The 26,410-nt window shown below is 38.7% G+C and carries 24 protein-coding genes and 1 other annotated feature; of the genes, 16 read left to right on the top strand and 8 right to left on the bottom strand.

All coding sequences use genetic code 11. The features are described 5' to 3' along the window. Positions 1-4: 4 nt before the first annotated feature. Positions 5-421 carry a type IV pilin protein gene (locus AC5NT5_RS12050; protein ID WP_182673709.1) on the top strand — a complete coding sequence of 139 codons (417 nt, stop codon included), beginning with the start codon at positions 5-7 and terminating at the stop codon, positions 419-421. Between the two features lie 9 nt (positions 422-430). Here AC5NT5_RS12050 and AC5NT5_RS12045 read toward each other — a convergent pair whose 3' ends face one another. Both AC5NT5_RS12045 and AC5NT5_RS12040 read right to left on the bottom strand, forming a co-directional pair. Then, the gene (locus AC5NT5_RS12045; protein WP_182673708.1) at positions 431-961 is read right to left on the bottom strand and encodes a GspH/FimT family pseudopilin; all 531 of its coding nucleotides are present in this window, start codon (positions 959-961) and stop codon (positions 431-433) included. Between the two features lie 79 nt (positions 962-1,040). Beyond that, positions 1,041-1,592: a GspH/FimT family pseudopilin gene (locus tag AC5NT5_RS12040; protein ID WP_182670900.1), complete on the bottom strand. Its 552-nt coding sequence runs from the start codon at positions 1,590-1,592 to the stop codon at positions 1,041-1,043. 160 nt (positions 1,593-1,752) lie between these two features. Between AC5NT5_RS12040 and glnB the strand changes: the two genes are divergently transcribed. Next, positions 1,753-2,091 carry a nitrogen regulatory protein P-II gene (gene glnB, locus AC5NT5_RS12035; RefSeq protein WP_182673707.1) on the top strand — a complete coding sequence of 113 codons (339 nt, stop codon included), beginning with the start codon at positions 1,753-1,755 and terminating at the stop codon, positions 2,089-2,091. 58 nt (positions 2,092-2,149) lie between these two features. Here the strand turns inward: glnB and AC5NT5_RS12030 are convergent, their stop codons facing one another. Further along, positions 2,150-2,914 carry an outer membrane protein assembly factor BamD gene (locus AC5NT5_RS12030; protein WP_002962210.1) on the bottom strand — a complete coding sequence of 255 codons (765 nt, stop codon included), beginning with the start codon at positions 2,912-2,914 and terminating at the stop codon, positions 2,150-2,152. A 141-nt stretch (positions 2,915-3,055) separates the two neighbouring features. Here AC5NT5_RS12030 and rluD point away from each other — a divergent pair, with 141 nt between their 5' ends. The 3 genes from rluD (at position 3,056) to clpB (ending at position 7,437) form a co-directional block, all read left to right on the top strand. After that, a complete protein-coding gene (gene rluD / locus AC5NT5_RS12025; protein WP_149594281.1) occupies positions 3,056-4,033 on the top strand; it encodes a 23S rRNA pseudouridine(1911/1915/1917) synthase RluD in 978 nt (325 codons plus the stop codon). Next, positions 4,033-4,764, top strand: a complete 732-nt coding sequence (gene pgeF, locus AC5NT5_RS12020; RefSeq protein WP_182670901.1) for a peptidoglycan editing factor PgeF — start codon at positions 4,033-4,035, stop codon at positions 4,762-4,764. The genes rluD and pgeF overlap by 1 nt, the downstream gene beginning before the upstream one ends. A 96-nt stretch (positions 4,765-4,860) precedes the next feature. Further along, positions 4,861-7,437, top strand: coding sequence for an ATP-dependent chaperone ClpB (clpB, locus tag AC5NT5_RS12015; RefSeq protein ID WP_002962207.1), 2,577 nt, complete (start codon positions 4,861-4,863; stop codon positions 7,435-7,437). Positions 7,438-7,489: 52 nt separating this feature from the next. On the opposite strand, the gene AC5NT5_RS12010 is transcribed toward clpB, so the two are convergent. After that, positions 7,490-9,037 (bottom strand): methyl-accepting chemotaxis protein, encoded by a 1,548-nt coding sequence (locus AC5NT5_RS12010; RefSeq protein ID WP_182756954.1) that lies wholly within the window; start codon positions 9,035-9,037, stop codon positions 7,490-7,492. 588 nt (positions 9,038-9,625) lie between these two features. On the opposite strand from AC5NT5_RS12010, the gene gshA reads away from it, so the two are divergent. Together gshA and AC5NT5_RS12000 are read left to right on the top strand one after the other, a co-directional pair. Then, positions 9,626-11,203 carry a glutamate--cysteine ligase gene (gene gshA / locus AC5NT5_RS12005; protein ID WP_494514037.1) on the top strand — a complete coding sequence of 526 codons (1,578 nt, stop codon included), beginning with the start codon at positions 9,626-9,628 and terminating at the stop codon, positions 11,201-11,203. A 147-nt stretch (positions 11,204-11,350) separates the two neighbouring features. After that, positions 11,351-11,962: a transglycosylase SLT domain-containing protein gene (locus tag AC5NT5_RS12000; protein WP_002962200.1), complete on the top strand. Its 612-nt coding sequence runs from the start codon at positions 11,351-11,353 to the stop codon at positions 11,960-11,962. Positions 11,963-12,019: 57 nt separating this feature from the next. Here AC5NT5_RS12000 and AC5NT5_RS11995 read toward each other — a convergent pair whose 3' ends face one another. Together AC5NT5_RS11995 and AC5NT5_RS11990 are read right to left on the bottom strand one after the other, a co-directional pair. After that, positions 12,020-13,288: an HlyC/CorC family transporter gene (locus tag AC5NT5_RS11995; protein ID WP_002962198.1), complete on the bottom strand. Its 1,269-nt coding sequence runs from the start codon at positions 13,286-13,288 to the stop codon at positions 12,020-12,022. Positions 13,289-13,349: 61 nt separating this feature from the next. Continuing rightward, positions 13,350-14,156: a cytochrome C assembly family protein gene (locus AC5NT5_RS11990; RefSeq protein WP_002962197.1), complete on the bottom strand. Its 807-nt coding sequence runs from the start codon at positions 14,154-14,156 to the stop codon at positions 13,350-13,352. Positions 14,157-14,408: 252 nt separating this feature from the next. On the opposite strand from AC5NT5_RS11990, the gene ffh reads away from it, so the two are divergent. From ffh to tyrA, 6 genes are all read left to right on the top strand, one after another. Continuing rightward, the gene (gene ffh, locus AC5NT5_RS11985) at positions 14,409-15,788 is read left to right on the top strand and encodes a signal recognition particle protein (protein WP_002962194.1); all 1,380 of its coding nucleotides are present in this window, start codon (positions 14,409-14,411) and stop codon (positions 15,786-15,788) included. A gap of 260 nt (positions 15,789-16,048) precedes the next feature. Next, complete coding sequence (rpsP, locus tag AC5NT5_RS11980; protein ID WP_002962192.1) at positions 16,049-16,297, top strand: 30S ribosomal protein S16; 249 nt, start codon at positions 16,049-16,051, stop codon at positions 16,295-16,297. Positions 16,298-16,314: 17 nt separating this feature from the next. Beyond that, positions 16,315-16,851, top strand: a complete 537-nt coding sequence (gene rimM, locus AC5NT5_RS11975; RefSeq protein WP_024596584.1) for a ribosome maturation factor RimM — start codon at positions 16,315-16,317, stop codon at positions 16,849-16,851. Further along, a complete protein-coding gene (gene trmD, locus AC5NT5_RS11970) occupies positions 16,851-17,618 on the top strand; it encodes a tRNA (guanosine(37)-N1)-methyltransferase TrmD (protein WP_002962190.1) in 768 nt (255 codons plus the stop codon). The genes rimM and trmD overlap by 1 nt, the downstream gene beginning before the upstream one ends. Positions 17,619-17,651: 33 nt before the next feature. Continuing rightward, entirely contained in the window at positions 17,652-18,011 is a 360-nt protein-coding gene (rplS, locus tag AC5NT5_RS11965; RefSeq protein ID WP_002962189.1) for a 50S ribosomal protein L19, read from the top strand. Positions 18,012-18,238: 227 nt separating this feature from the next. Beyond that, entirely contained in the window at positions 18,239-19,372 is a 1,134-nt protein-coding gene (tyrA, locus tag AC5NT5_RS11960) for a bifunctional chorismate mutase/prephenate dehydrogenase (protein ID WP_182682004.1), read from the top strand. A gap of 61 nt (positions 19,373-19,433) precedes the next feature. Here the strand turns inward: tyrA and AC5NT5_RS11955 are convergent, their stop codons facing one another. Then, entirely contained in the window at positions 19,434-20,591 is a 1,158-nt protein-coding gene (locus tag AC5NT5_RS11955; protein ID WP_002962945.1) for a chorismate mutase, read from the bottom strand. A 44-nt stretch (positions 20,592-20,635) separates the two neighbouring features. Beyond that, positions 20,636-20,753, bottom strand: a sequence feature (Phe leader region). Positions 20,754-20,945: 192 nt separating this feature from the next. Between AC5NT5_RS11955 and AC5NT5_RS11950 the strand changes: the two genes are divergently transcribed. Continuing rightward, the gene (locus tag AC5NT5_RS11950) at positions 20,946-23,960 is read left to right on the top strand and encodes a bifunctional diguanylate cyclase/phosphodiesterase (RefSeq protein WP_494514038.1); all 3,015 of its coding nucleotides are present in this window, start codon (positions 20,946-20,948) and stop codon (positions 23,958-23,960) included. Positions 23,961-23,972: 12 nt separating this feature from the next. On the opposite strand, the gene AC5NT5_RS11945 is transcribed toward AC5NT5_RS11950, so the two are convergent. Further along, positions 23,973-24,302, bottom strand: coding sequence for an SUI1 family translation initiation factor (locus tag AC5NT5_RS11945; RefSeq protein ID WP_002962947.1), 330 nt, complete (start codon positions 24,300-24,302; stop codon positions 23,973-23,975). Between the two features lie 135 nt (positions 24,303-24,437). Between AC5NT5_RS11945 and AC5NT5_RS11940 the strand changes: the two genes are divergently transcribed. Together AC5NT5_RS11940 and AC5NT5_RS11935 are read left to right on the top strand one after the other, a co-directional pair. After that, complete coding sequence (locus AC5NT5_RS11940; protein ID WP_494514039.1) at positions 24,438-24,743, top strand: STAS domain-containing protein; 306 nt, start codon at positions 24,438-24,440, stop codon at positions 24,741-24,743. Continuing rightward, a complete protein-coding gene (locus AC5NT5_RS11935) occupies positions 24,743-26,392 on the top strand; it encodes a SpoIIE family protein phosphatase (protein WP_494514040.1) in 1,650 nt (549 codons plus the stop codon). The genes AC5NT5_RS11940 and AC5NT5_RS11935 overlap by 1 nt, the downstream gene beginning before the upstream one ends. The last annotated feature ends 18 nt before the right edge of the window (positions 26,393-26,410 follow it).

Raw genomic sequence — 26,410 nt, 5'->3', positions numbered from 1 at the left:
TTAAATGAAGAAACAACATGGGTTTACCTTAATTGAGCTGATGATAGCGGTTGCAATTGTAGGCATACTTGCTTCAATTGCATTGCCCAATTATACAGAATATGTAAAGCGTGCTTCGCGCGCTGAAGCGGCTGCAGCATTGCTAGATGCTGCAAATAAGGAGGAGCAGTATTTTGTCGATAACAGGGAATATACAGAGACATTTACTGATTTAGGATTGCAAAGTAAGACCGAAAATGGTCACTTTGAGCTATCTATAAAGGTAGTCGATAGCAATACCTTCACTATTACAGCTAAGCCTATAGATGGTCCTGTAAAGGGGGATAATGACTGTAAAGAGCTTACAATTACTGACACAGGTCTTAAAGGTGCAAAAGGAAGTAAAGGTAACTCTGATATTGATTATTGTTGGGGTCGATAATAGCCTAGATTACTTCTTTTGACACTTATCAGTTGATTTGATGCGAATTCTACCCGTTTGACTTACAGATAAAGCCAATCCTTCGAGATTGGCTTTATTGCTATTGGGACAATATATAAAAGTCCCATTTTGAAAGCCATTTAAAGAACCATCTGGACGAAACGTAATGGCGTTGCGCGGATACTCTAAAGTATCAGCGTCATGAACATCCTCGAAAGTGCTTAAGAGTAACTCATCATCATCTAGAGTCGTTGATTTATCTTTGTCGATAAAGAGTGACATTTGACCATCCCACTCGTCCTTTGTACATTGACTGCCTTTTAGTGCGCAAAGTGTGACGTAAGTCCCATTTTCAATTGCGTAAAGGCGGCCATAATTTATATTTCGGTGTAGCAGATTCACATGGTTATCTAATCGGTTTTTAGCCAAGAAATCTGGATAAAACCACATCGACAATTGACTGATAATACTGACAACAGCCATCGATACCATTAATTCAAGAAGTGTCACTCCCTTGTTTTTTGATATTGATAATCTCATCCTTGAAAACCTGAGTTAATAAATGATTAACTGAGTCTAGTAAATGATACAAATATGACAAGATGAATTTGTATGTTTTTTAACCGCAAGTCTGAGCTGTATCACCAGTATAAAAAGAAGTACCAGATTGAGATACTGTTAAAGCTTTATTATTTTCACTGCCATTATTAGGACAAAATACAAAATCACCGGGTTTCGTTGTTATTCGACCACTGGTATTAAATCGTAATCTCCTATCATTACCAGTATATTTTATTTTGTCATTAAGGCTTATTTTTTCCATGACACGTAGTAAAGAGTCTGTAGAGCTGTTGTATTGACCACTATTATCACCATCAATGAATACAATGATAATTTTATTTCTGTCCCATCGATTACGACATTGCATTGTATCATTTTGATTTTTTACTTCACCATGCTGCGCGGCGCATATAACGACTATTTCATCTGTACTCGCTGCTTGAGAGCGTGCGTAGCTAATATTTCTTTTTAATTCCAACAAAAAATTCTCAGCTCTATTTTCTTCTAGCATATCGCTACTATTCCAAATTGCAATTGATGCAATAATGCCAACGATAGCAACGGTTACCATGAGTTCTAAAAGGGTGAACCCGTTTTGTTTGTTTTTCATATTAATCTCATTTACTGCTAGTCATTTAAGTATAGCTATTTTTATATAATAAATTATACCACGATAGGTTGTTTTATCACCGTAATTCAATTGCTTTGTTTGCTATGAACACCATGATTGTCTAAAATCGAGGCAACTGGAGCTTTCAAAAGTAATTAATATGAAAAAAATAGAAGCAATTATTAAACCTTTTAAGTTAGATGATGTGCGTGAAGCGTTGTCTGATGTAGGTATTACGGGGATGACGGTAAGCGAAGTTAAAGGCTTTGGACGTCAAAAAGGTCACACAGAGCTATATCGTGGCGCAGAGTATATGGTCGATTTTTTACCTAAAGTAAAACTTGATATTGTATTGACTGATGAAGATGTAGACCGTGCAATTGAAGTTATTGTAAAAACGGCGCAAACAGGAAAAATCGGTGATGGTAAAATATTTATCACAGATGTTGAGCGTGTAATACGTATTCGTACTGCAGAGGAAGATGAAGAAGCGATTTAAGCTTGTTTTTCTATGTAGTAAAAAGGCGCTTAGTAAGCGCCTTTTTTATTTAGTGCTTTTATTTAGTTCTTTTATTTAGTTTTCGTGTTTGCTTTGCGTGTTCACTAAGCTCAGTTAAACCTAATTGGTCGTAACTTTTCTCCATCATTTCAAGCGCGGGATCTAAGTAACTGCTTTGTGAATAATGCTCAACAACAAACTTACCTCTATTAGCAGCAGCTAAATAAGCTTCACGTTCGTAATAGTAAGTTGCTACTTTTAATTCATAACGAGCCATACGGTTTAAAAGCCAAACTAAACGACGCTTAGCTTCAGGCGCGTAATCACTTTTAGGAAAACGTTTTACTAATGTCGATAAATCTGTAAATGCAACACGAGTACGGTTAGCATCACGGTCGGCTCTATCTACACCAAAGTACTCTTGGAACGCATTTTTATCTGCTTTAATGTTTACTAAACCACGCATGTAATACATGTAGTCTAAATCTTTATGATTTGGGTTTAAGCGAATAAAGCGGTCAATGGTTGCAAGTGCTTGTTCAGTATTACCTGATTGATAATGTGCATAGACTAAGTCCATTTGTACTTGCTTAGAGAATGGGCCAAACGGGTAGCGAGAGTCTATTGCACTCAAAAGTTCAATTGCACGAGCATATAAACCAGAATCTAGCGTTTCTTTTGCATCTTCATATAAAGCGTGTGCAGACTTATTCGGTACACGTTGAATGTCTTCTTGGTCTGGAGCAGACGAACAAGCGCCTAAACTAAGTACAGAAACTGAAAAAACAATGGCAAATGCACGTTTCCCTATTTTATTTATCATTTTATTTGTTACCTTCGATGTCTTCGGCTAGGCCAAGTCGGTAAAACCGAGTAAACTATGCGTATTATATTATGCTTTTATTAAAAGCGATTCTAACCCAGTCGAGCAAAGCTTGCACTGGTAAATTGGGTAAAGTTACTAATGTCAGAGCAAATTTCTCTTCAAGCCGACGTTCCAACCGAATTAGGTGGTAAACGTCTAGACCAAGTATTAGCACAATTGTTCCCTGATTATTCACGTTCTCGTATAAAAACGTGGATTTTGGATGATAAAATCACTGTAGACGGTGAAATTTTCAACACTCCACGCGAAAAACTACTAGGTGGTGAAGTTGTAAGTGTTGAAACAACAATTGAAGCACCACGCGAATACGAAGCACAAGATATCAAATTAAACATTGTTTATGAAGACGATGATATTTTGGTAATTAATAAACCAATGGGCCTAGTGGTTCATCCTGGTGCGGGTAACCCTAATGGAACAGTGCTAAACGCATTGCTACATTACTACCCTGAAATAATTAACGTGCCTCGCGCAGGTATTGTGCATCGTTTAGATAAAGACACGACCGGTTTAATGGTTGTAGCTAAAACGATTCAGGCCCAAACGCATTTGGTAAAAGCACTACAAAAGCGCGAAAATTTCACTCGTGAATATGAAGCACTGTGTAATGGCACCATGACTGCTGGTGGTATGGTTGAAAAAGCAATTGGCCGCCATCCTACGCAGCGTACGCATATGGCCGTACATGAAATGGGTAAGCCGGCAATTACACATTACCGTGTTGCTGAAAAATTCCGTGCTCATACTCGTTTACGTTTGCGTTTAGAAACAGGTCGTACTCACCAAATTCGTGTGCATATGGCACATTTAAATCATCCGCTAATTGGCGATCAATCTTATGGCGGCCGTCCGCGTCCACCTAAAGGTGCAACACCTGAGTTATTTGAGTTACTCCGTAGCTTTAGACGCCAAGCACTGCATGCTGTAAAATTAAGTATTGCGCACCCAATCACCGGTGAAATGATGACATGGCAAGCTCCTATCCCTGACGATATGGTTGCTATGACACATGCACTACGTGAAGATACTAAAGCTAATCCTGATATCGATAGATAATGCACTTATTGTCAGCGACATGGCAAAACCTTCATAAAGTAGGAACGTTAAGTACTACTTGTGGAGGTGGTGTTTCAAAAACCCCATTTAAAAGTTTTAATTTGGGATACCATGTTGGTGATAATAAAAGTGATGTATCAAAAAACCGCTCACTATTAACCAAACTCTTACCTAAACCTGCCGTGTGGCTAAATCAAGTTCATAGCTCTGATGTTGTTATTGTTGATGAATATTTTGACTCTAAAAAGTTACATAATGCTGATGCGCTTTATACTCAGTTATTAAACCAACCTTTGGCTATAATGACTGCCGATTGCTTACCTATTTTATTAGTGAGTGATGATGAGAATGAAGTTGCAGCTATACATGGTGGCTGGCGAGGGCTTGAGCAGGGAATTATTAAAAATACTTTAGAATGTTTTAGCTCAAAGTATGAAAATATAAATGCTTGGCTAGGGCCTGCAATTGGGCCAACTCAATTTGAGGTTGGGGCTGAAGTGCTTGAGTTATTTCAAAAAAGATCTTCTTCATTTGTTCAAGCATTTACACCACAAGCTAATGGCAAATATCTTGCTGATATTTATGGCATTGCGCGTACTTTACTTACCCAGCAAGGCGTTAAAAATATTACAGGCGGCGACTATTGTACAGTCTCTCAAAGTGACTTATTTTTTTCTTACCGGCGAGATGGACAAACCGGACGCATGGCAAGTTTGATCTGGCGCAAGTAATTAGCACCTTTAGCTATTATATTTCTCTCTATACCTTGAACAAACACCTAAACATACCCATTAATTAAGCAATTAGATTATTTAATAGGTAACACCATGCGTTTAGATAGATTTACAAGTAAATTTCAATCTGCGCTTTCTGATGCGCAATCGCTAGCCCTTGGCCGCGATCATCAATTTATTGAACCCGTACATTTAATGTATTCATTACTGCAGCAAAGCGGCTCCAGTGTGCGCGCGTTATTTGCACAAACGGGGGTTAGCGCAGATGAACTTAACACCAAGCTTTCACAAGAAATAGAAAAACTATTTAAAGTAGAAGGCGTAGGTGGCGACGTACAGCTATCAAATAATATGGCTTCACTTATTAACCTATGTGACAAGTATGCACAAAAACGCAAAGACAAATACATTTCAAGTGAATTGTTTGTACTGGCGGCATGCGATGATAAAGGTCCACTTGGCGATATATTCAGATCGTTAAATATTACCTCGACTAAAATTGAAACTGCAATTAAAGCGATTCGCGGCGGTCAAAAAGTTGATGATCCAAACGCCGAAGAAACACGTCAAGCGCTTGAAAAGTACACCATTGATCTAACTGAGCGAGCAGAGCAAGGTAAGCTTGATCCTGTAATAGGTCGAGATGACGAAATTCGCCGCACGATTCAAGTACTACAACGGCGCACTAAAAATAACCCTGTATTAATCGGTGAACCAGGTGTTGGTAAAACAGCAATAGCAGAAGGTTTAGCACAGCGTATTATTAATGGTGAAGTACCCGAAGGATTAAAAAACAAACGTGTTTTATCGCTTGATTTAGGAGCACTAGTTGCGGGCGCTAAATATCGCGGTGAATTTGAAGAGCGTTTAAAATCAGTGTTAAACGAATTGGCTAAAGAAGAAGGCCAAGTCATTTTATTTATTGATGAAATACACACTATTGTGGGTGCAGGCAAAAGTGATGGCGCAATGGATGCGGGTAATATGCTAAAACCTGCTTTAGCACGCGGTGAGTTACACTGTGTTGGCGCAACCACGCTTGATGAATACCGTAAATATATAGAGAAAGACGCAGCACTTGAGCGTCGATTCCAAAAGGTACTCATTGAAGAGCCGTCGGTTGAAGATACCATTGCAATATTGCGTGGCTTAAAAGAGCGATATGAGCTACATCATTCAGTAGAAATTACTGATCCCGCGATTGTTGCTGCGGCGCAGTTATCTCACCGTTACATTAGCGATCGTCAGTTACCAGATAAAGCAATTGATTTAATAGACGAAGCGGGTTCTTCAATTCGATTACAAATTGATTCAAAACCAGAGTCGTTAGACAAGCTTGAGCGTCGTATTATCCAATTAAAATTAGAAGATAATGCACTTGCTAAAGAAAAAGATGAGGCGAGTCAAAAGCGTCGCACCGAAATGCAAGAGTTGATCACCGACCTTGATGGGCAATATCGTGAGCTAGACGAAATTTGGAATGCTGAAAAAGCATCGCTTCAAGGTACACAAGTAATTAAAGCCGAGCTTGAACAAGCAAGATTAGATTTAGATGTAGCGCGAAGAGCAAGTGATTTACAGCGTATGTCAGAACTGCAATATGGGCGAATTCCAGAGCTTGAACGAAAACTTGATTTAGCCTCACAAGCCGAAATGCAAGAAATGACTCTGCTTAAAAACCAAGTAGGTGAGGATGAAATTGCTGAAATTTTATCTCGCTGGACAGGTATTCCTGTTGCAAGAATGCTACAAGGTGAGCGTGAAAAGCTGCTGCAAATGGAAGATAAGTTACACAGTAAAGTAATAGGGCAAGATGAAGCGGTCGTTGCTGTTGCTAACGCAATAAGACGCTCACGTGCAGGACTTGCAGATCCTAATCGCCCAATTGGTTCTTTCTTGTTTTTAGGTCCAACAGGTGTGGGTAAAACCGAGCTTACAAAAGCATTGGCTGGTTTTATGTTTGATACCGAAGATGCCATGGTGCGTATCGACATGTCTGAGTTTATGGAAAAGCACTCAGTTGCCCGCCTAGTGGGCGCACCTCCAGGTTATGTGGGTTATGAAGAGGGCGGTTATTTAACCGAAGCCGTTCGTCGTAAGCCATACTCGGTAATATTGCTTGATGAGATTGAAAAAGCACATCCTGATGTATTCAATATTTTACTTCAAGTACTTGATGATGGACGCTTAACTGATGGGCAAGGCCGCACGGTTGATTTTAAAAATACCGTCATTATCATGACATCAAATTTAGGCTCAGATATTATCCAAGAACAAGCGGGTAATAATGACTATACGACCCTTAAAGCTAAAGTAATGGAAGTATTGATTAATGAGTTTAGACCTGAATTTATTAACCGTATTGACGAGACTGTTGTATTCCACCCGTTAGCAAACGAGCATATAAAAGAAATAGCCGATATTCAGTTAATGAAATTACGTGAGCGTTTAACAGAGATGGGGTATCTGCTTGAAATAAGCGATGCTGCACTTGAGCGAATTGCAGCAAGTGGGTTTGATCCTGTCTACGGTGCACGCCCGCTTAAGCGTGCTATTCAGCAAACGATTGAAAATCCGCTAGCACAAAAGCTACTTAATGGGGACTACATACCAGGTAGCGTGATTGTTATTGATGCAAATGACGACTCTTTGGTATTTACCAAACGCTGATTGTAAATAATTAAACTCTAAAGCCGCTAAAATAGCGGCTTTTTTATTTTTGTTAAACTTTAAAAGTTAGTAATAAATCGCTCACTCTACGTGAGCCTTCAACAAGTTCAGCAGCACCTTTTGCCACATTAAAGCTTAAACTTAAGTTGTTATCACCGAAGCCTTTAATTTGCGAAACATTATTACTAATATCGTTACTAACCATTTGTTGCTCTTCTGCAGCGGATGATATTTGTATTGCCAAGTGAGATATTTCACTGATTTGGATAAAAATACCCTCTAACTCAACTTGGGTTTTATCGGTTGTCAAAACACAGTTATCGGCTTGTTCTTTAGTGCTTTGCATTACTTTGGACCAGCTAAATAAAGTGTCTTGTATTTCTTTAATAGAACTATGGATTTGCGTCGTAGCATTTTGAGTGCGTGACGAAAGAGTCCTTACCTCATCGGCGACTACTGCAAAGCCTCGACCATGTTCTCCTGCTCTAGCTGCTTCAATCGCTGCATTAAGAGCAAGTAAGTTAGTTTGATCGGCAATTCCCTCTATTTCACTCATTACCTTACCAATTTTATCTGCTTCAGAGGCTAAGCTGGTGGCTGTATTTGCTGCTTGTTCTACTTGAGAAGCTAAGTCAGATACCATTTTACTATTATCTGCAATGTGGTCTTTTATCTCTGAGCAACTTTGATGGGTGTTATTCACTTTATCAGCTGTTTGAGCTGTATTTACTGATATTTCACCAATGGTAGAGCTCATTTGGGTCATCGCTGATGCAATTTGCTCTAAACGCTCCCCTTGTGAAGAAATGCCTTCTTCGGTGAGTGTTGATTGTTTGTCTAAATCAGTCGCGATGCCATTAAAGCTTAATGTTGAGTCTTTCATACGACCAAGAACCGTGCGTAGTTTTGCGCTTAGCATTTGCTCTCTATAATCACTTACACTGTGCGGTGTGTAGCCGCTGTAAATATAGCGAGAGATTGAATCGGCTTTTGCTTTTTGTTCGCGTAATATTTTAGGGGTAACAATGAGTTCGTCATAATTTAGCACAATAACTAAGGCACAAATAAATAGGCTAATTGCAGCAATGGTGATTGATGCCGCAACAGCAATAAAAATCAGCCAAAATAACAAGCATATAAAAGTAATGCTTTGCCTTATTGCGGTGTGTTCTCGCAGTTTAAATAATGATTTGTTGGTATTTAATTTGTTGTAAAGTGTTTGTGCACGTTGCTTAAGTTGAGAGCTTGCTTTGGTTCTTACAGATTGATAACCAACAAGTCGGCCATTTTCAAAAATTGGGGTTACAAAGGCATCTACCCAGTAATAGCGGCCATCTTTACAGCGGTTTTTAACCATACCGCGCCATGAGTGTTCTTGTTTTAATGTTGCCCACATTTCTTTAAAGGCTGTTTTTGGCATATCAGGGTGACGAACAATATTATGATGCTGACCAATAAGCTCTTGTGCGCTATATCCTGCAACAGCACAAAACGCTTGATTGACGTATGTTATTACACCTTTAAGGTCAGTAGTAGAAACCAGCTCTTGTGATTCATCAAAGTATACTTCTTCATTTTTTAAGCTTTTATCATTGTGCATTGTGTTTATTATCATCCTTTATTGTTGCAGTCATTATATTGCTTACACACTACAAAGCAAAAAATAGCGTCTTTCCGTCTATGCTCATAAGACAAATGATTGTATTTATTGATCTAGATCAAGTTTAAATACCAGGCAGCTAAATTGAACTGATTTTGTATAAGTTCCGGTCTATTACTATAGGCTGATATTTTACTTATTTGATTTATAATTAAATACGTATTTAAAGCATTTGTATAATGCACATAGCAATGGCAATATTACGACTTAATATAATGATGTTGGTCATATTAAGCGCATGTATAAAGTGGGCAAATAATTATTAGATTTGAAAAGTTATATTGTTCTTAGCAATTTATTCCAGTTGCATTAAATGAATGATCTATTATAGCGCTAAGAAAATAGCACAATAACAAGGCGAAAATTATGACATATAGTTGTTCTATATGAATAATTTTTAACGCAGTGAGGGCGTTATTTAACGCGATATAATGATCATATTTTCAATAAAATTGGTATTCATCTTGAGTCTAAGTAATTAGCCCCCATAACCTTATGATTAAGCCACGTGGCCCGAGGAAAGATTTTTTGACAACACATGATTTAGCTAACGCACTTGAAGCGTTATCAGTAGATGAGCACCAACATGCAGTTAAAGGCATTAAACGTGGCATAGAGCGAGAGTCACTAAGAATACAAGAGAATGGTGCTATATCACCTAAAGGCCATCCAAAAGGGGTGGGCAGTGCGTTAACTAATGGCCATATCACAACTGATTTTTCTGAATCTTTACTTGAATTTATTACTCCAGTTAGTGAGTCGTCAACGCAAACTCTTAAACAATTAAAAGACCTTCAAAAGTTCACTCTAGAAAAGATGGACGATGAACTGCTTTGGCCTATCAGTATGCCGTGCTTTATTGAGCAGCAAGATGATATTGTTTTAGCTCAATTTGGTAGTTCTAATACAGGCAAAATGAAAACACTATACCGTGAAGGATTAAAAAATCGCTACGGTAGTATGATGCAAGCAATTGCAGGCGTTCACTTTAATATTTCATTTCCAGATACGCTTTGGCAGTCGCTTCACTCGTTACAACAAAGTAATGCAAGCCTTCAAGATTTTATTTCAGAGGGTTATTTAGCGCTTATTCGTAACTTTAAACGCGAACTATGGCTAATAAGTTACATGTTTGGTGCATCACCAGCATTATGTAACTCATTTTTACAAGGTCGAAAAACCGATTTACCATTTAAAAAACTAGGTAAAGGTACGCTTTACTTAGAAGTTGGTACGGCACTGCGTTTAGGCAATTTAGGTTATACAAATAGCGCCCAGTCGTCACTACGTGTAATGTATAACTCGTTAGATGAATATGTTGCAGGTCTTAAAAAAGCAATCAACACACCATCAGAAATTTATGGTGATCTTGATGACTATAAGAGTGAAAACCCTAAACAATTAAATAAAAATATTCTGCAGATTGAAAACGAATTTTACTCACCAATTCGTCCTAAGCGTAATGCTAAAAGTGGCGAAACGCCAACGGATGCATTGCTTCGAGCAGGCATTGAATATGTAGAAATTCGCGCTTTAGACGTTAACCCGTTTAGCGAAGTGGGTATTGATATTGAGCAAATTCACTTTTTAGATGTGTTTTTAACGTATTGTTTATTAAAAGATTCAGCTCCAATGGATTGGAAAGAACAAGCACGCAGTACTGAAAACCTCGACACAGTAGTCAATCAAGGTCGAGAAGAAGGGCTAATGCTTAACTTTAATAATACACAGCGTAGTCTTCAGTCGTGGGGTGATGAAATATTTGCCCAGCTCACTGATGTCGCTAAATGGATGGATAATGCTTATGGTGTTAATTATTACTCTGATACTATAAAGCGCATGGCAACGTGGGTGCATAATCCAGAGCTTACCTATTCTGGACGTTACGTGTCACAATTAAAAGAGTCTGGTTTAGACAACGGTCACTTTGCGCTAGCACTGGCTAATAAATACAAACAAAGCCACGCAGACACTGATTACAGTGAGTTTTTAAAGCCTTGGCTAGAACAACAAGTTGTAGAGTCTAACGAAGCACAAACTGTAATTGAGCAAGCAGATACGCAGTCATTTACTGCCTTTTTAGATGCGTATTTTGACGGTAAATAATCTTAATACCTAGCAAAATTTAAGCAAAAAAAACGCAGCCTAAGTTGGCTGCGTAAATATATATTCAGGGATGAACTAATGCTGTACTGCTGCATTCATTGAGTCAGACCCACACTTTTTAAAAAAGTTCTGTGAGATCTTAAAAAAATGAAAAAAAATGCAATTATTTTATCTCTCGCCATTACTTTAGCTGGTTGTGCTACAGCGCCTCCGAAACAACCTAACGATCTATGCAAAATCTTTGAAGAAAAGCCTGATTGGTACTTTGACGCAAAAGACGCGCAAGAAAAATGGGGTTCTCCTAAGCATGTACTCATGAGTATGATGTACCAGGAAAGCTCCTTTAAACATGATGCGGCTCCACCCATGGAGTACTTCTTATGGATAATTCCAACCGGTCGCGCAAGTGATGCTTATGGCTACTCACAGGCTAAAACACCAACATGGTCAGATTACATTCGTGAAACAGGCAACAATGGTGCTGATAGAGACGATTTTGACGATGCAATCGACTTTATGGCGTGGTTTGTTTATAAAACGCATAAAGTAAATAAAATCTCTAAGTGGGATGCTTATGCACAATACCTTAATTATCATGAAGGTTGGGGTGGTTATAAGCGTGGCACATATAAAAAGAAAAAGTGGTTAATGGGTGTCGCAAACAAAGTTAAACACAGAGCGAGCCGTTATGGTGCGCAATTAAAACGCTGTGAAGACGAGCTTGATAAAGGTTGGTTTGAACGCCTTATATTTGGCTAGAAAGTTATTAATGGATATAAAAAAGGAGCTAATCGGCTCCTTTTTACTTAGTGAGAACTAGCGAGAACGCTTGTTAGGCTGAATCTTCACCTGTTTAATCATATTCTCTTTTACTTCGAGTACTTCAATAGGGTAGCCCGCAATACGTAGACTAATATTTGCATCGGGAATATCTTCTAAGTATTCAACAATTAAACCACTCAAAGTTTTTGGGCCGTCTAGTGGGAAATCCCAACCCATCTCTTTATTTAAATCGCGTACGTTAGCGCCGCCATCTACAATACAAGAGCCATCTGTTTGTGTTTCTACTTCTTCGCTTGGCGTACGAGTTTGTGTAGTTGTAAAATCGCCAACAACTTCTTCTAAAATATCTTCAAGCGTTACTAAACCTTGAATATCGCCATACTCGTCTACTACTAAGCCAATACGCTCTTTAGACTGCTGAAACTTTAACAGCTGAGTGTTAAGTGATGTTCCCTCTGGGATAAAGTAAATTTCGCGTACAGCACGCAGCAAAGATGGTTTATCAAATTGCTCTTTTGTAAGTAGACGAAGTGCATCTCGAGAGTGAATAAAGCCTACTGCGTCATCTATATTGTCGCGATACAACAACACGCGAGTATGTTGTGCATGGGTAAGCTGACGACTAATTAGTTTCCAATCATCATTAATATCAATAGCCACAATTTCGTTACGTGGGATCATGATATCTTCAACGGTTACTTGCTCTAAATCTAAAATTGAGGTCAGCATACTTTGATGGCGAGCAGGGATAAGTGCGCCTGACTCATTGAGCACTGTTTTTAATTCTTCTTTGCTCATGCTGTGCTCGTCGATTTGAGCGGCACTAATACCAAATAATCGCAATATCCCGTTGGTCATCCAGTTAACGATAACAACAAAAGGAAAAAGAATTTTTAGTAACCCTTTAAGTATTATTGAGCTTGGAAAGGCAACTTTTTCAGGATAGAGGGCAGCAAGAGTTTTAGGTGTTACTTCGGCAAATATAAGCACGACTAAAGTTAACACACCCGTAGCGATAGCAATACCAAGGTCACCGTAAAGGCGAATACCTATAATGGTAGCAACTTGAGCTGCAGCTATATTGACAAGATTATTGCCAATTAAGATTAAACCGATGAGCCTATCTGGACGGCTAAGTAATTTACTGACTCGTTTAGCTGCACGATGATCCTCTTTAGCGAGGTGTCGCAGGCGTATACGATTGATTGACATAATTCCGGTTTCTGAACCAGAAAAATAAGCAGAAAAAAGCACCAAAAAACCTAAAATGATAAATAGGGTACTTGTCGATATGTCGTCCAACGATGGATCCTTTTCTTATAAATCAATGCGTATTAAGCTAGAGTGAGCAAGCAGAGTCAAGTTAAAACTTATTTAGTATCACTTCTTGTATGAAACGGCTGCCAAAATATGCGAGTGTGAGGACAAATGCAGCGACCATGATCGTAATAACCACAGGTTTACCGCGCCAACCCTTTTTCATATGCCCGATGGCTACAATGGCAAAAATAGCCCACGCAACTAACGACAATATCGTTTTATGAATGAACTCTTTAGCAAACATCCCATCAAGAAATACAAACCCCGAGAGTAATGCGAACGTGAGTAATATGGTGCCTAAATTAAGGAGTTGGTAAAGCTGGCGCTCAACAACCATTAAAGGCGGAAGGTGACTATGCACAATTGCTAAATCTTTACGTTTTAAACGTTTATCAATAAAGTAGAACTGTACACCATATAAAGTAGCAATAATTAAAATACAGTAGGCCAATAGGGATAAGGAAATGTGTGTTACTAAGCCAACCTCAATATTAATGCTTTGCAGTAAAATATGATGAGGAATAAATAAACTGGCAATTGTAAGTAAAGCACCAAAACCATAAACAACGGGCAATAATAAAGTGGCAGGGAACTTTAGCGACACAGCTGTTACTGAAACTACAATAACCCAGCATGTTAAAAGGGAGACGTTTACAATACTTAAGTCTTGACCATCGGATCTAAAAACAGAGTTAACTAACAGCAGCATATGCGCCACTATAGCAACAGTGCTCAATATGACGGTTACCTTTTGGCTAGGGCCTTGTTGATGAAACAGGCGTGAGAGCACGTGAGACGTTGCTAACACATAAAATAAACTGGCAATAATAGTTAAACTAATAATCAGCATTGTGCTTGGGCCACTTAATTTGAGACAAAATAATCCTTGTTGTTATATAGCCATTGTATTTTATAGCAAAGCAAATGCATAGACCTTAAAAAAAGAAACTCAACAAGGTGCACTTGAACACTGTATTGTAAGACGCCATATACGGTATACTACTTTTAATTGAAACTTAATAAGTCAATCCTGGTTAATTGAAAATCAAACTAACCGTAAAATTTTAATGGATTGATATAAACGTCTTATCGGAACCGTTACATGTTTGAGAACCTCCAAGAACGATTAGGTAAAACCTTAAAAAATATCAGTGGCCGTGGCCGTCTGACTGAAGACAACATAAAAGACACACTTCGCGAAGTGCGTATGGCATTTTTAGAAGCCGATGTGGCACTGCCTGTTGTTCGCGAGTTTGTAAAACAAGTTAAAGAACGTGCAGTTGGGGTTGAAGTTACAAAAAGCTTAAGCCCAGGCCAAGTATTTATAAAAATAGTGCGTGAAGAACTAGAAAAAGCAATGGGTGAGGCCAATGAAGAGCTAAGCCTAAATGCACAACCGCCAGCCGTTGTTATGGTAGCGGGTCTGCAAGGTGCGGGTAAAACCACCAGTGTAGCTAAGCTTGCTAAGTTTTTAAAAGAACGCAAAAAGAAATCAGTGCTTGTAGTAAGTGCCGATGTTTATCGCCCTGCTGCGATTAAACAGCTAGAAACGCTTGCTACAGAAGTTGACGTTGATTTCTTTCCAAGTGATATTTCGCAAAAGCCAGTGGATATTGCAAACGCTGCAATTTCTCATGCTAAAAAGAAATTTATAGATGTAGTACTTGTTGATACCGCAGGTCGTTTACATGTTGACAGCAACATGATGGACGAGATTAAAGATCTTCACAAAGCAATCAACCCAATTGAAACTTTATTCGTTGTTGATGCAATGACGGGTCAAGATGCGGCAAATACAGCTAAAGCATTTGACGAAGCCCTGCCACTAACCGGTGTAATATTAACAAAAACCGATGGTGATGCACGTGGTGGTGCTGCTTTATCTATTCGTCATATCACAGGCAAACCAATTAAATTTATGGGTGTGGGTGAGCGTACTGACGCACTCGAGCCTTTTCATCCAGACCGTATAGCGTCGCGTATTTTAGGTATGGGTGATGTACTTTCATTAATCGAAGAAGTCGAAATGAAAGTAGATAAAGAGCAAGCTGCCAAAGTTGCTGAAAAAGTATTTAAAGGTGCCGGTTTTACCCTTGACGACTTTGCTGATCAATTAAAGCAAATGAAAAACATGGGTGGCATGATGTCGATGCTTGATAAGCTCCCTGGTATGTCTAACTTACCAGATGCTGTTAAAGGCCAAATGGGTGACAAAACATTTATCCAAATGGAAGCTATTATTAGCTCAATGACTAAAAAAGAGCGCGCACGTCCAGAAATCATCAAAGGTTCGCGTAAAAAACGCATCGCAGCTGGCTCTGGTACACAAGTACAAGAGATCAATAAGCTGCTTAAGCAGTTTACGCAAATGCAAAAAATGATGAAAAAGATGAAAGGTAAAGGCGGCATGACTAAAATGATGCGCGGTATGAAAGGAATGTTACCACCTGGGATGATGGGTGGCGGTGGTCCTAAGTTTTAAAAAATACTTTTGAGTTATTTTTTAAAATAATAGCGAATCATATTTAAAGGAGCAAATAGCTCCTTTTTTGTTGAATAAATTATGCATGTAATACACCTTTAACCCTAATTTGTCGTTGAGATCACGGTTTAACCTACTAAACTGTCTTTTTGCTTCACTTCTTACTTGCGTTATTGCCAAAAACTCGTACAATTCCCCAGCTCCCCATTCTGGGGAGTAAATCTTATTAATGAAAACAGTCAATCTTTATAGAGGACGGTATGGTAACTATTCGTTTGCAACGTGGTGGCGCTAAAAAACGCCCTTTCTATCAAATTGTGGTTGCGGATAGCCGTTTCTCGCGTGACGGTCGCTTCATCGAGAAAGTAGGCTTTTTTAACCCAATTGCTTCAGGTCAAGAAGAAAAAATTCGTTTAGATTTACCACGTGTTGAACACTGGGTAGGTCAGGGCGCATCTCTTTCAGATCGCGTAGCTAAGTTAGTAAAAGACGCTCGTAAAGCGGCTTAATAGGCGTAAGTGTAACCATGAGTCAAGAGAACACCTCATCAATAATTGTCGTAGGAAAGCTCGGTGCCCCATATGGTATAAAGGGCTGGCTTAAGGTACATTCATTTACTGATGATCCCGTAGGGATCTTCGATTTCAGCCCGTGGTTGATAGGGCAGCAAGGTAAATGGCAGTCCTTAGAAGTGGTCGACTGGCGTCGCCACAACAAAGGCTTTATCGCTAAATTTGCGCAGATAAACGACCGAGACGAAGCAATGGCTTATACCCATGCTGAAATCTCAATGGATGCAGCGCATTTACCAGAACTTCCGCAAGGTGAGTTCTATTGGCGAGATCTCATTGGCATGTCTGTTGTAACCGATAAAGGTTATAGCTTAGGCATTGTTGATGACCTTATGGAGACAGGGTCAAATGACGTACTAGTTGTGAAAGCAAACAGTAAAGACGCATTTGGTCAAGCTGAACGTTTGATTCCTTTTTTAACTGATTCAGTTATTAAAGAAGTTAAATACGACGCAAGAGAAATTACCGTAGATTGGGATCCAGGGTTTTAATGACGCAAACTAGTTCATTATGGGTAGGGGTTATAAGCCTTTTTCCAGACATGTTTGACGCTATTACAGACCAAGGTGTTACCGGTCGCGCAGTAAAAAATGGTTTAATTGATTTTAACTGTTGGAATCCGCGAGACTACGCTTTAGATAAGCATAGAACCGTAGATGACCGCCCTTACGGGGGCGGACCAGGTATGTTAATGATGGTTGAGCCATTAAAAAAAGCGATTGCCGAAGCTAAAAAAGCAGCTGGTGATGGCGCTAAAGTAATTTATATGTCCCCGCAAGGGCGCAAACTTGATCAGCAGGGCGCTAGCGAACTCGCTAACTCTAATAAACTGATTTTGATTGCCGGTCGCTATGAAGGTATAGATGAGAGAATAATAGAATCATATGTTGACGAAGAATGGTCAATTGGTGATTTTATTTTGAGTGGTGGTGAACTACCTGCCATGACATTAATTGACGCAGTAGCGCGATTAGTGCCAGGTGTGTTAGGTCATAACCAGTCAGCAGAACAAGATTCGTTTTCGGATGGCTTGTTAGATTGTCCACACTATACACGACCAGAAACATTGGACGACAAACAGGTTCCTGCTGTATTACTCAGTGGAAACCACCAAGAGATAGCAAAGTGGCGGCTTAAGCAGTCATTAGGTAGAACTTGGTTACGACGTCCTGACTTGTTGCATAACCTAGCTCTGACTGAGGAGCAAGCGGTATTACTCGCAGAATTTCAGCAAGAGTACCAAAAAGCTTGTGGCTAGAAGACAGTTACACCTAGGAAAGTGAGAAACATAATGGCAAAAGTAAACCAAAATATTATTAAAGCGCTTGAAGATGAGCAGCTTAAAACAGACGTACCTGCATTTGGCCCTGGTGATACAGTGGTTGTACAGGTAAAAGTAAAAGAAGGTGCTAAAGAGCGTCTACAGGCCTTTGAAGGTGTTGTAATCGCTAAGCGTAATCGTGGTCTTCACTCAGCATTCACAGTTCGTAAAATTTCGAACGGTGAAGGTGTTGAGCGTGTATTCCAAACGCACAGCCCTCTTATTGATAGCGTAGCAGTTAAGCGTCGCGGTGCAGTTCGCCGTGCTAAGCTTTACTACCTACGTGAGCGTTCTGGTAAATCTGCACGTATTAGAGAAAAACTTAACTAATACGCGCTGTTTATCAACGCAAAAAAACGGGTTGCATCCTTCGGGTTGCAACCCGTTTTGGTTTTAGAATATTATTTTCTCAATTCTCAATTCTTATTTCCTCATTAGTAAAATTTAAGCTTTAGCCTTTTATCAGTTAGCTGATCCTGTTAGTATTTATCGTATTGATTAGTTTACTTTTATGTAAATTTATATTTACGTTATTTGTTTTTTAAGGTGGTATGAACGTGGCTGACATAAGTGATTTAGCACAGCTGAGAGAAGGTATCGATGAATGCGACGCACAGCTTGTTGCCTTACTTGCTAAACGTAATGGTATTACGCAAAAAATTGGTGAGATAAAACAACAAACAGGCGCGCCTTTACATGCTCCTAATCGTGAAGCAGAGCTATTAGCGGCAAGAAGACAAGAAGCAATAAATCAAAATGTAAGCCCCGATCTCGTTGAAGATATACTAAGACGCATGATGCGAGAAGCCTATCAAAACCAACAAGCAAAACTTGCATGTGCAGCGCCAGAACTTTCGCCAATTGTTATTGTAGGTGGCCAAGGTGCTATGGGGCAGCTATTTGCTCAGCAGTTTATTCGCTCAGGTTACGAAGTTAAAGTTTTAGATAAAGATCAGCAAAACGATGCGCAAAATATTTTAAAAGGTGCCAAGCTAGTAATGATTAGCGTACCAATTAATGCATTGGACGAAGTAGTTGCTAAGTTACCTAAACTAGATGATGACTGTTTACTAGTTGATATTACATCGGTAAAGCAATCGCCTATTAAAGCACTAAAAGCTGCGCACAGTGGCCCTGTGGTTGGTTTGCATCCTATGTTTGGCCCTGACATATCACACTGGGTAAAACAAACAGTCGTTGTATGTGAAGGGCGAGAGCACCAAGCGGCAAAAGGCTTGTTACAGCAGTTACAAGTATGGGGTTGTCAGCTTGTTGAGCTTGATGCTAAAAAACACGACGAAGCAATGCAAATTATTCAGGTAATGCGCCATTTAACAACATTTGTGTACGGACAGTTTTTAGCAAAACAAAGTCATACATTAGAAGAGTTACGTAGTTGCTCGTCACCTATATATCAATTAGAGCTGATGATGGTAGGGCGTTTATTTGCGCAGTCGCCGGAGTTGTACTCAGATATTATGTTAGCGCAATTCGATGATGTAGAGAGCCTACTCGCACAGTACCAAGACACTTTTGCAAGTACATTGGAAAAATTAAAAGCAGGAGATAAAGCAGCGCTTATTGATTCTTTTGCACAGGCGAAAGTTTACTTTTCTGACTCAACAGAGCACTTTTTAACACAAAGCCGAAGCTTATTAAATAAAGCGAATGATTCAAAAGTTTTAGACTAATACTTGTCACTTTTTGCTAAAAAGGGCCGATATCGGCCCTTTTTAATTATGAAAGTGTGTATTAGGTATTAACGCTTACAGCCTGTAATGACTCGCTTTGATAGCAGCCTAAAATACGCACATATTGGGTGTGTTCTTTAAGTTCTTCTAGCGCTTCTTTTACTTGGCTATCAGCTAAGTTTGCTTCAAGATCCACATAAAATACTTCTTCCCACGGATTGCCCGGAGTTGGGCGCGACTCAAGTTTTACTAAATTAATCTTATGCTGTTTAAAAATCATCAACGCATCGGCTAGTGAGCCCGCTTGCTGTTTTGTCGACATGATTAAACTAGTTTTAGTTGGAATTTGGTTAGACACTTGCAGAGGTTTACGCGCAACAACAATAAAGCGGCTATGGTTTTCGCTTTGATTAGCAAGATTTGATTTGATGACTTCAAGGCCGACATTTTTTCCTGCTTGTGCAGAGCCAATTGCAGCACTATTTGGTGTGTTCAGAGCTGATTGTAATGCGCTTGATGTAGAGTCACAAGTTTCGTGTTGCAAATCACCCAAGCCTTGCAAAAAACGGCTGCACTGTGCAAATGGTTGTGGATGTGCAAATACTTTTGTTAGTTGGCTAAGTTCAGTATCAGGGTTTGCGAGTAAGCAATGCTCTACACTGTGAGTGACTTCTCCAACAATAGAGACTTGTGCGTGCTGTAATAAGTCAAATACTTCGTTAATGCTACCAGAGCTTGTGTTTTCAATCGGTAATAAACCAAAATCAGCTTGGCCGTTTTCTACTTTACCTGTTATTTCGTCAAACGATGTACAGCCAATTTCAATTAATTTACCAGGGCGGCGGCTAAAGTATTTATGACATGCAAGCTGGCTATAAGAACCTTGACCACCTAAGTAAGTTACACGGTGTGTTTCACTCAGTGCGTCTGGATTAAGGTTTTTTTGTAACATTGCTTGTTGGTGTAAAACTGAATCTTCCAAAATAGTTTGAAACACATTATTTACGTAGTAAGCATCTAAACCCAGTGACTTACCATAACCAATTAATTTTTCTAGAAGCGCGAGTTCACGTGCTTCATCGCGAATTGGCTTGTTGTTGGCGATTTTATATTCAACCACACCGTGGCTAATGCGACGGCGTTTAGCTAATAACACGAGTAAGTCGGAGTCTATTTCATTTATATCGTGTCTTAGTGCATTTAATACATCATTTGTCATTTTGGTATCCTCATTCCAAAAGTAGGCTGTTATTACACAGCAAAAACAAAAAAGCCTCCCGGTTGGGAGGCTTTACTATTCGATTGATTTTATCTCACAAACAGGGAAGCCTCTTCTATATAAAGAAGCTAAAAAACGAAAAAAAAGTGCGAGAGATAAATATGTTCATACGGTTAATGTATGGAGAGTTGCCAACAATGTCAATAAAGATCTAAATAAGCTTAGGGTACTATTTATTTACCTTAGGTGGTTATTATAGAAACTTTACAAATAATTTATAAATATGAATGCGGATCTGGTATATTTCGTTAACTGGTTCAAATAATAACAATTATTAATAATTAAGGTTGACCCGTGGTTTACAGACGGCCTCCATCTCGTTTTGGATTGAATTCTTTAAGTGTAAAACTTTCACTGCTTATATCTGCTATTTGTTTAATAGCAGGGGTATGTGCGGCTGCCTTAATGCTTAAATCTGAAGAGAAACAACTTGTTTTTGAAGAACATGAGGTGTTAAAAAGCTCTACAGATTTATTAGTGAAGCAGTTTAATGAGCGTATTAAAACAAAAATAAATATTGCTCAGCAAGCTAATAACGTAGTAACAGAGCAGCTTTTTCAATCTAATTCACCAATTAATTTAGGTAATAAATCACAGTTACAGTTTAATAGCGATGGTACCATTCGAAGTGCCTCGGCTGATGGATTGTCAGCAGCATTTTTACCACAGCAAAATTACTCTCCCTTTTATAAACGCCTATTTAATGATTCTGAAATGTTATGGCGTATAATTTCTCCGACTCTGGTACACGACTTTTTTAACTTTTATTTAATTACCGATGACGATTTCATTCGTGTTTCTCCTCCAAACTGGGCATTAAATGCACCAGCCGAGTTTAGAGTTACGCAAGGAACAACGTATAAATATATTAAAAGTATGTTGGGGTCAGAGCGAGAGCCTGCATGGTCAAAAGTTTATTACGATACAGTATGGCGAAAGTGGGTTATTAGCTTACTAGTGCCGGTGTATGTTGATAACGAGTTTTTAGGTGTAACGGGAAGCGATATTTCCCTTAACAAACTTATTTCATTTTTACCTGTTGGCGATAAAGAAAAACACTTACTTGTATTTGATAGTAAAGGGCAATTGTTAGCCCATCCCAATCTAAACCCCGCATTATTAGCTGACTACGGTAGTGACAATAAAGCACTCGCTACTAACGAATTTGTAAACCCAGAACTGCAGTCAATTATTGACGATGCAATTGCGGTGAAGTTACCAGAATACGCCAATTCATTTGAACAAAATGATGAAGCTCACATTATTAATATCCGTAAAATTGATGATTTAGATTGGTACATAGGGGTTTATAAAAAACGTTCATCAACGTTATCTGCGTTACAAGATTTAAAACTGAAGTTTTTTGGACTCTTTATTTTATACGCAATATTAGTTGCCTTATTGCTGCATCAGGCGCTTTATCAACTAGTGCTTCGCCGTTTACATACTTTAGTTTATGCAGTAACAAGCTTTGGTAAAGGTCAGCTAACAACAGAGTTTCCGCCAGAAAACAAAGATGAAATTGGTACCCTTAATGGCTCATTTAGAGACATGACGGTAGAAATCCGCAAACTTATTGATGGTTTAAACCAAAGAATTACAGAAAAAGAAATTGCTGAAAAAGCAGCTAATCGTTTATCTAAAGCGGTCGCGTTCTCGGGCACTGGGGTTGTGATCACCGATGAAAATTTTGTCATTGAGTACGTAAACCCCAAAATGCTCGAAATGACAGGCTATCCAGAAAGCCATTTTAATAGAGCACCATTACTTAATATTATTGCCTCAGAAATGTCTATTTTAATTGAAGATATAGACATAGATTTACGCAGCCGTAATTACTGGCGCGGGGACACATTAATAGCTGGTTTAAACAAAGAGCCAATTTGGGTGTCTTTAAGTGTTTCGCCAATTCGTGAAGAGGGCGGTGAAATAACCAGTTATGTAGCATCAGCACAAGATATTTCGTTTGTAAAAGAAAGCCAGCGTAAAATGGAACAATTGGCTTACTTTGACACCCTTACGGGACTTGCCAACAGAACATTTTTTAGAATGCAATTGCGTAAATCAATGGCATTAGCAGAGCGCGGACATTATGCATTTGCTTTGTTTTACTTTGATTTAGACGAATTTAAGCGTATTAACGACACATTAGGGCACGATGCTGGCGATCAATTATTAATTGAAGTGGCAAACAGACTTAAAAAACGTTTACGAGCCGAGGACACCATAGCGCGCTTAGGTGGTGATGAATTTGCAGTGTTGCTCAGTGGTATAGAAAGCCAAGCTCACGCGGCTGATGTTGCCAATACAATTCAAAAAACACTGAATGTGCCTATAAAACTAGGTAGCAATGAAGTTATTGTCAGTGCAAGTATTGGTATAACTATGGCTCCTTACGATAGCTTAGAGGAAGATCAGTTACTCAAACATGCTGATTTGGCAATGTATGAGGCAAAAGCAAAAGGACGTAATACCTTCCACTTTTATAGCCAAGAATTAAATGCGGCCGCAAATGAGCGTTTATTTATTGAAAATGAGTTACGTATAGGGCTCAAAGAAAAGCAATTTGTAGTTTACTACCAACCTCAAGTTGATAGCCGTACTCATCAGGTCGTTGGTTATGAAGCGTTATTAAGATGGTTCCACCCAACTGAAGGCGCAATCCCTCCCGATAAATTTATTCCTATTGCAGAAGCGACAGGCCTTATAGTTGAATTAGGTGAATGGGTGCTTCAAGAGTCTTGTGATTTTGCCGTAAGATTGGCAGAACAAGGTCTAGAAAATAATATATCGATAAACTTATCGGCCCGCCAGTTTAAAGACTCTAGCTTAGTTACAACACTGAGCAAAATGATAGTTAAGTCGGGTGTTTCAGCAAAGCGCCTTCATTTAGAGCTGACCGAAAGCATGCTAATGGGTAATGTAGAGGCAGCCATTACACAATTGCACGAGCTTAAAGCATTAGGTATATCTATTTCTATTGATGACTTTGGTACAGGTTATTCATCGCTCAGTTACTTAAAACGATTCCCGGTTGATATATTGAAAATTGACCGTTCATTTGTAAAAGATATCCCAGAGGATACAAATGATATGGAAATCACTGCAGCTATTATTGCCATGGCGCAAAAGTTAAAGCTAGACGTGGTAGCAGAAGGGGTTGAGACAATAGAGCAGATGCAGTTTTTACAAAATAATAATTGCTTCATTGTGCAAGGCTATTATTTTAGTAAGCCAATTGCTGAGCACGAACTAACGAATTTGTATGAAAGGTTAAATGAACTCGCAAATAGCGAAGTAACAAGTTAATAAAATTGCGGGTTAACCACCCGCAATTTTAACTTTAAATTTTAACGCTTCTAAAATGCCTTTTAGTTTATCTCGGTCATCACCTTGTACTTCAATAATGCCTTCTTTTACTGCGCCGCCTTGGCCCATTTTGCTTTTTATAGTTTTAGCTAACTTTTTTAAATCGTGATCTTTTGGATCAATGCCAACAACTAGCATTACGCCTTTGCCTTTACGCCCTTTTGTTTGACGCTCAATGCGAATAAAACCATCTTTAAAAAGTTTAGCGTGCAACTCTTTTTCTGGTTTCGGCTGGTCAATGCGACCCGTACTGGTTGAATATACTAAGTGACTATCACTCATACCTTACCTTTGTGGATAAAAATGAATTAAATGCTGGTGTAAATGATAGCAAATTTGAAGTTGTGTGTTTTTCTTTTTGCTAAATACTTTTAACAGGTTATATTTAGTTCAAAGGAAATATTATTGGAGTTTACTATGAGTTTAACTAAGACTGAATCAGTCGATGGCACTACATTAACAATACAAATTAAAGGTAAGTTTGATTTTAATTTAGTGCAATCTTTTCGCCAAGCTTATGCTCAAATGAGCGAAAAAACAGTAAAGGTTATTATCGATTTAAGAGAGACTGATTATATGGATAGTTCAGCACTTGGCATGTTACTTAACATGAAAAAAACCATTGATAGCCAAGTAAAAACCATCGAAATAAGTAATTGCCAGCCTCAGCTTAGAAAAATCCTACAAATTTCACGTTTTGATAAAAAGTTTGATATTAGCTAATGATACATGTGTTGATTGTTGACGATCAGGCGCTCAATCGCATTTTACTAAGTAAAATGCTTGAGCAGGAAGGTTACAAAATTTCAGTGGCTTACAATGGGCTAGATGCACTTAATGTACTTAAAAGAGAGCAAATAGACATTGTTCTACTTGATGTTTTAATGCCCGTAATGGATGGTTTTGAAACCGCTGAAAAAATAAAGCAGCAGTATAGTGAAGTTTACTTACCGATTATTTTTATAACCTCCTTAGAAGATCAAGCAAGTTTTGAGCGGTGCCTCGCGGTAGGTGGCGATGACTTTATTCATAAACCATTTGAAAAAGTTATTTTGCATGCAAAAATTAAAGCACATAGCCGCACCAGAGAGTTGAGTAAAAAATCAAATCAACAAAAAAAGCTGCTTGAATATCATCACAATCAAATTGAACGTGAACACGAAATAATTGAGCATATTTTTAATAACTCATTAGAGAACCAAGGCAAGTTTAAAGAGTACCTCGATTTTAATTTATCGCCGGCGTCTATGTTTAACGGCGATATGTTTTTAGTGGCGCAAAGTCCAATAGGCAATCTGTATTGCATGTTGGGAGACTTTACAGGACACGGCTTAGCGGCAGCTATTGGTGCATTACCTATCTCTCGTGTTTTTTATACTATGGTACAAAAAGGCATGGCTATTAATGACATTGCCTGTGAGCTAAATACACTGCTTTACAATCTCCTACCTGGACACATGTTTTGTGCTGCAACCATTATCGAGCTTAGTGCATCCGGTAAAAGTATTTCTGCATGGATGGGCGGCCTGCCAGATGCGTACCTAATAGATAAAGACGGTAATGTAAAACAAACATTAGAGTCGCAACATATGGCGCTGGGGATTTTAGACGATCAAGAATTTGAATATGAAGTTATTCACTTTGAAACAAATAGTAATACACGCCTAGTATTAGCAACCGACGGTATTATAGAAACAGCAAACAAAGAAGATACATTTTTTGGGGAAGAGCGTTTTTTACAAACCTTAAAAAGTAAATCGATGATTAGTAGCGAAGATATAGTGGGTGACGTTACTAAGTTTGCAGATGGCACTAAACAGCAAGATGATTTAAGCATTGTTTTACTAAACTGCCTGCCTTTAGTTCCTGAGGAGCAAGAGCGAGAAGCATTCTCTACTTTAGCGTTTAATTTATCTTTAAGTTTAAACTCAGAGCAAATAAAAAAAACAGACCCCGTTTACGACGTTGTTAATATTTTAAGCAGTGTTGGGGGGCTAAATGCCCATCGTTCTAATATATTTTTACTGTTGTCTGAGGCTTATAACAATGCGCTTGATCATGGTGTACTAGGGCTTAACTCAGAGATTAAAAAACAAGAAGACGGCTTTTTTCGATATTACGAACTAAGAGAGGCAGCTCTTGCTAAACTTACAGATGCGATGATTATTATTGATATGCGCTATTGCCCCGACACGCTCAGTTTATATTTCATTATTTGTGATTCAGGCCGAGGGTTTAGTAGTAAGCACGATGAGTTGGCAAAGGTTAATAATGAATTTGGTAGAGGGGTGTCTTTACTAGAAGAAATAGCCGAAAAGGTAACTTATAACGCCAGCGGTAACCAAGTTGAAATGTGCTACAAGTTGAGCTAGCTCTGCAAAAATATCCAT

It is taken from the genome of Pseudoalteromonas sp. J2K-J599 (assembly GCF_059295115.2).
The sequence above is the reverse complement of the archived record's forward strand: the minus strand, read 5'-3'. Positions and strand labels throughout refer to the sequence as shown.

Excerpts from the sequence above, each read along its gene's own strand:
- AC5NT5_RS12050 (WP_182673709.1), top strand. The coding sequence starts at position 5 with ATGAAGAAACAACATGGGTTTACCTTAATTGAGCTGATGATAGCGGTT.
- AC5NT5_RS12045 (WP_182673708.1), bottom strand. The coding sequence starts at position 961 with ATGAGATTATCAATATCAAAAAACAAGGGAGTGACACTTCTTGAATTA.
- AC5NT5_RS12040 (WP_182670900.1), bottom strand. The coding sequence starts at position 1,592 with ATGAAAAACAAACAAAACGGGTTCACCCTTTTAGAACTCATGGTAACC.
- glnB (WP_182673707.1), top strand. The coding sequence starts at position 1,753 with ATGAAAAAAATAGAAGCAATTATTAAACCTTTTAAGTTAGATGATGTG.
- AC5NT5_RS12030 (WP_002962210.1), bottom strand. The coding sequence starts at position 2,914 with ATGATAAATAAAATAGGGAAACGTGCATTTGCCATTGTTTTTTCAGTT.
- rluD (WP_149594281.1), top strand. The coding sequence starts at position 3,056 with ATGTCAGAGCAAATTTCTCTTCAAGCCGACGTTCCAACCGAATTAGGT.
- pgeF (WP_182670901.1), top strand. The coding sequence starts at position 4,033 with ATGCACTTATTGTCAGCGACATGGCAAAACCTTCATAAAGTAGGAACG.
- clpB (WP_002962207.1), top strand. The coding sequence starts at position 4,861 with ATGCGTTTAGATAGATTTACAAGTAAATTTCAATCTGCGCTTTCTGAT.
- AC5NT5_RS12010 (WP_182756954.1), bottom strand. The coding sequence starts at position 9,037 with ATGCACAATGATAAAAGCTTAAAAAATGAAGAAGTATACTTTGATGAA.
- AC5NT5_RS12000 (WP_002962200.1), top strand. The coding sequence starts at position 11,351 with ATGAAAAAAAATGCAATTATTTTATCTCTCGCCATTACTTTAGCTGGT.
- AC5NT5_RS11990 (WP_002962197.1), bottom strand. The coding sequence starts at position 14,156 with ATGCTGATTATTAGTTTAACTATTATTGCCAGTTTATTTTATGTGTTA.
- ffh (WP_002962194.1), top strand. The coding sequence starts at position 14,409 with ATGTTTGAGAACCTCCAAGAACGATTAGGTAAAACCTTAAAAAATATC.
- rpsP (WP_002962192.1), top strand. The coding sequence starts at position 16,049 with ATGGTAACTATTCGTTTGCAACGTGGTGGCGCTAAAAAACGCCCTTTC.
- rimM (WP_024596584.1), top strand. The coding sequence starts at position 16,315 with ATGAGTCAAGAGAACACCTCATCAATAATTGTCGTAGGAAAGCTCGGT.
- trmD (WP_002962190.1), top strand. The coding sequence starts at position 16,851 with ATGACGCAAACTAGTTCATTATGGGTAGGGGTTATAAGCCTTTTTCCA.
- rplS (WP_002962189.1), top strand. The coding sequence starts at position 17,652 with ATGGCAAAAGTAAACCAAAATATTATTAAAGCGCTTGAAGATGAGCAG.
- AC5NT5_RS11955 (WP_002962945.1), bottom strand. The coding sequence starts at position 20,591 with ATGACAAATGATGTATTAAATGCACTAAGACACGATATAAATGAAATA.
- AC5NT5_RS11945 (WP_002962947.1), bottom strand. The coding sequence starts at position 24,302 with ATGAGTGATAGTCACTTAGTATATTCAACCAGTACGGGTCGCATTGAC.
- AC5NT5_RS11940 (WP_494514039.1), top strand. The coding sequence starts at position 24,438 with ATGAGTTTAACTAAGACTGAATCAGTCGATGGCACTACATTAACAATA.
- AC5NT5_RS11935 (WP_494514040.1), top strand. The coding sequence starts at position 24,743 with ATGATACATGTGTTGATTGTTGACGATCAGGCGCTCAATCGCATTTTA.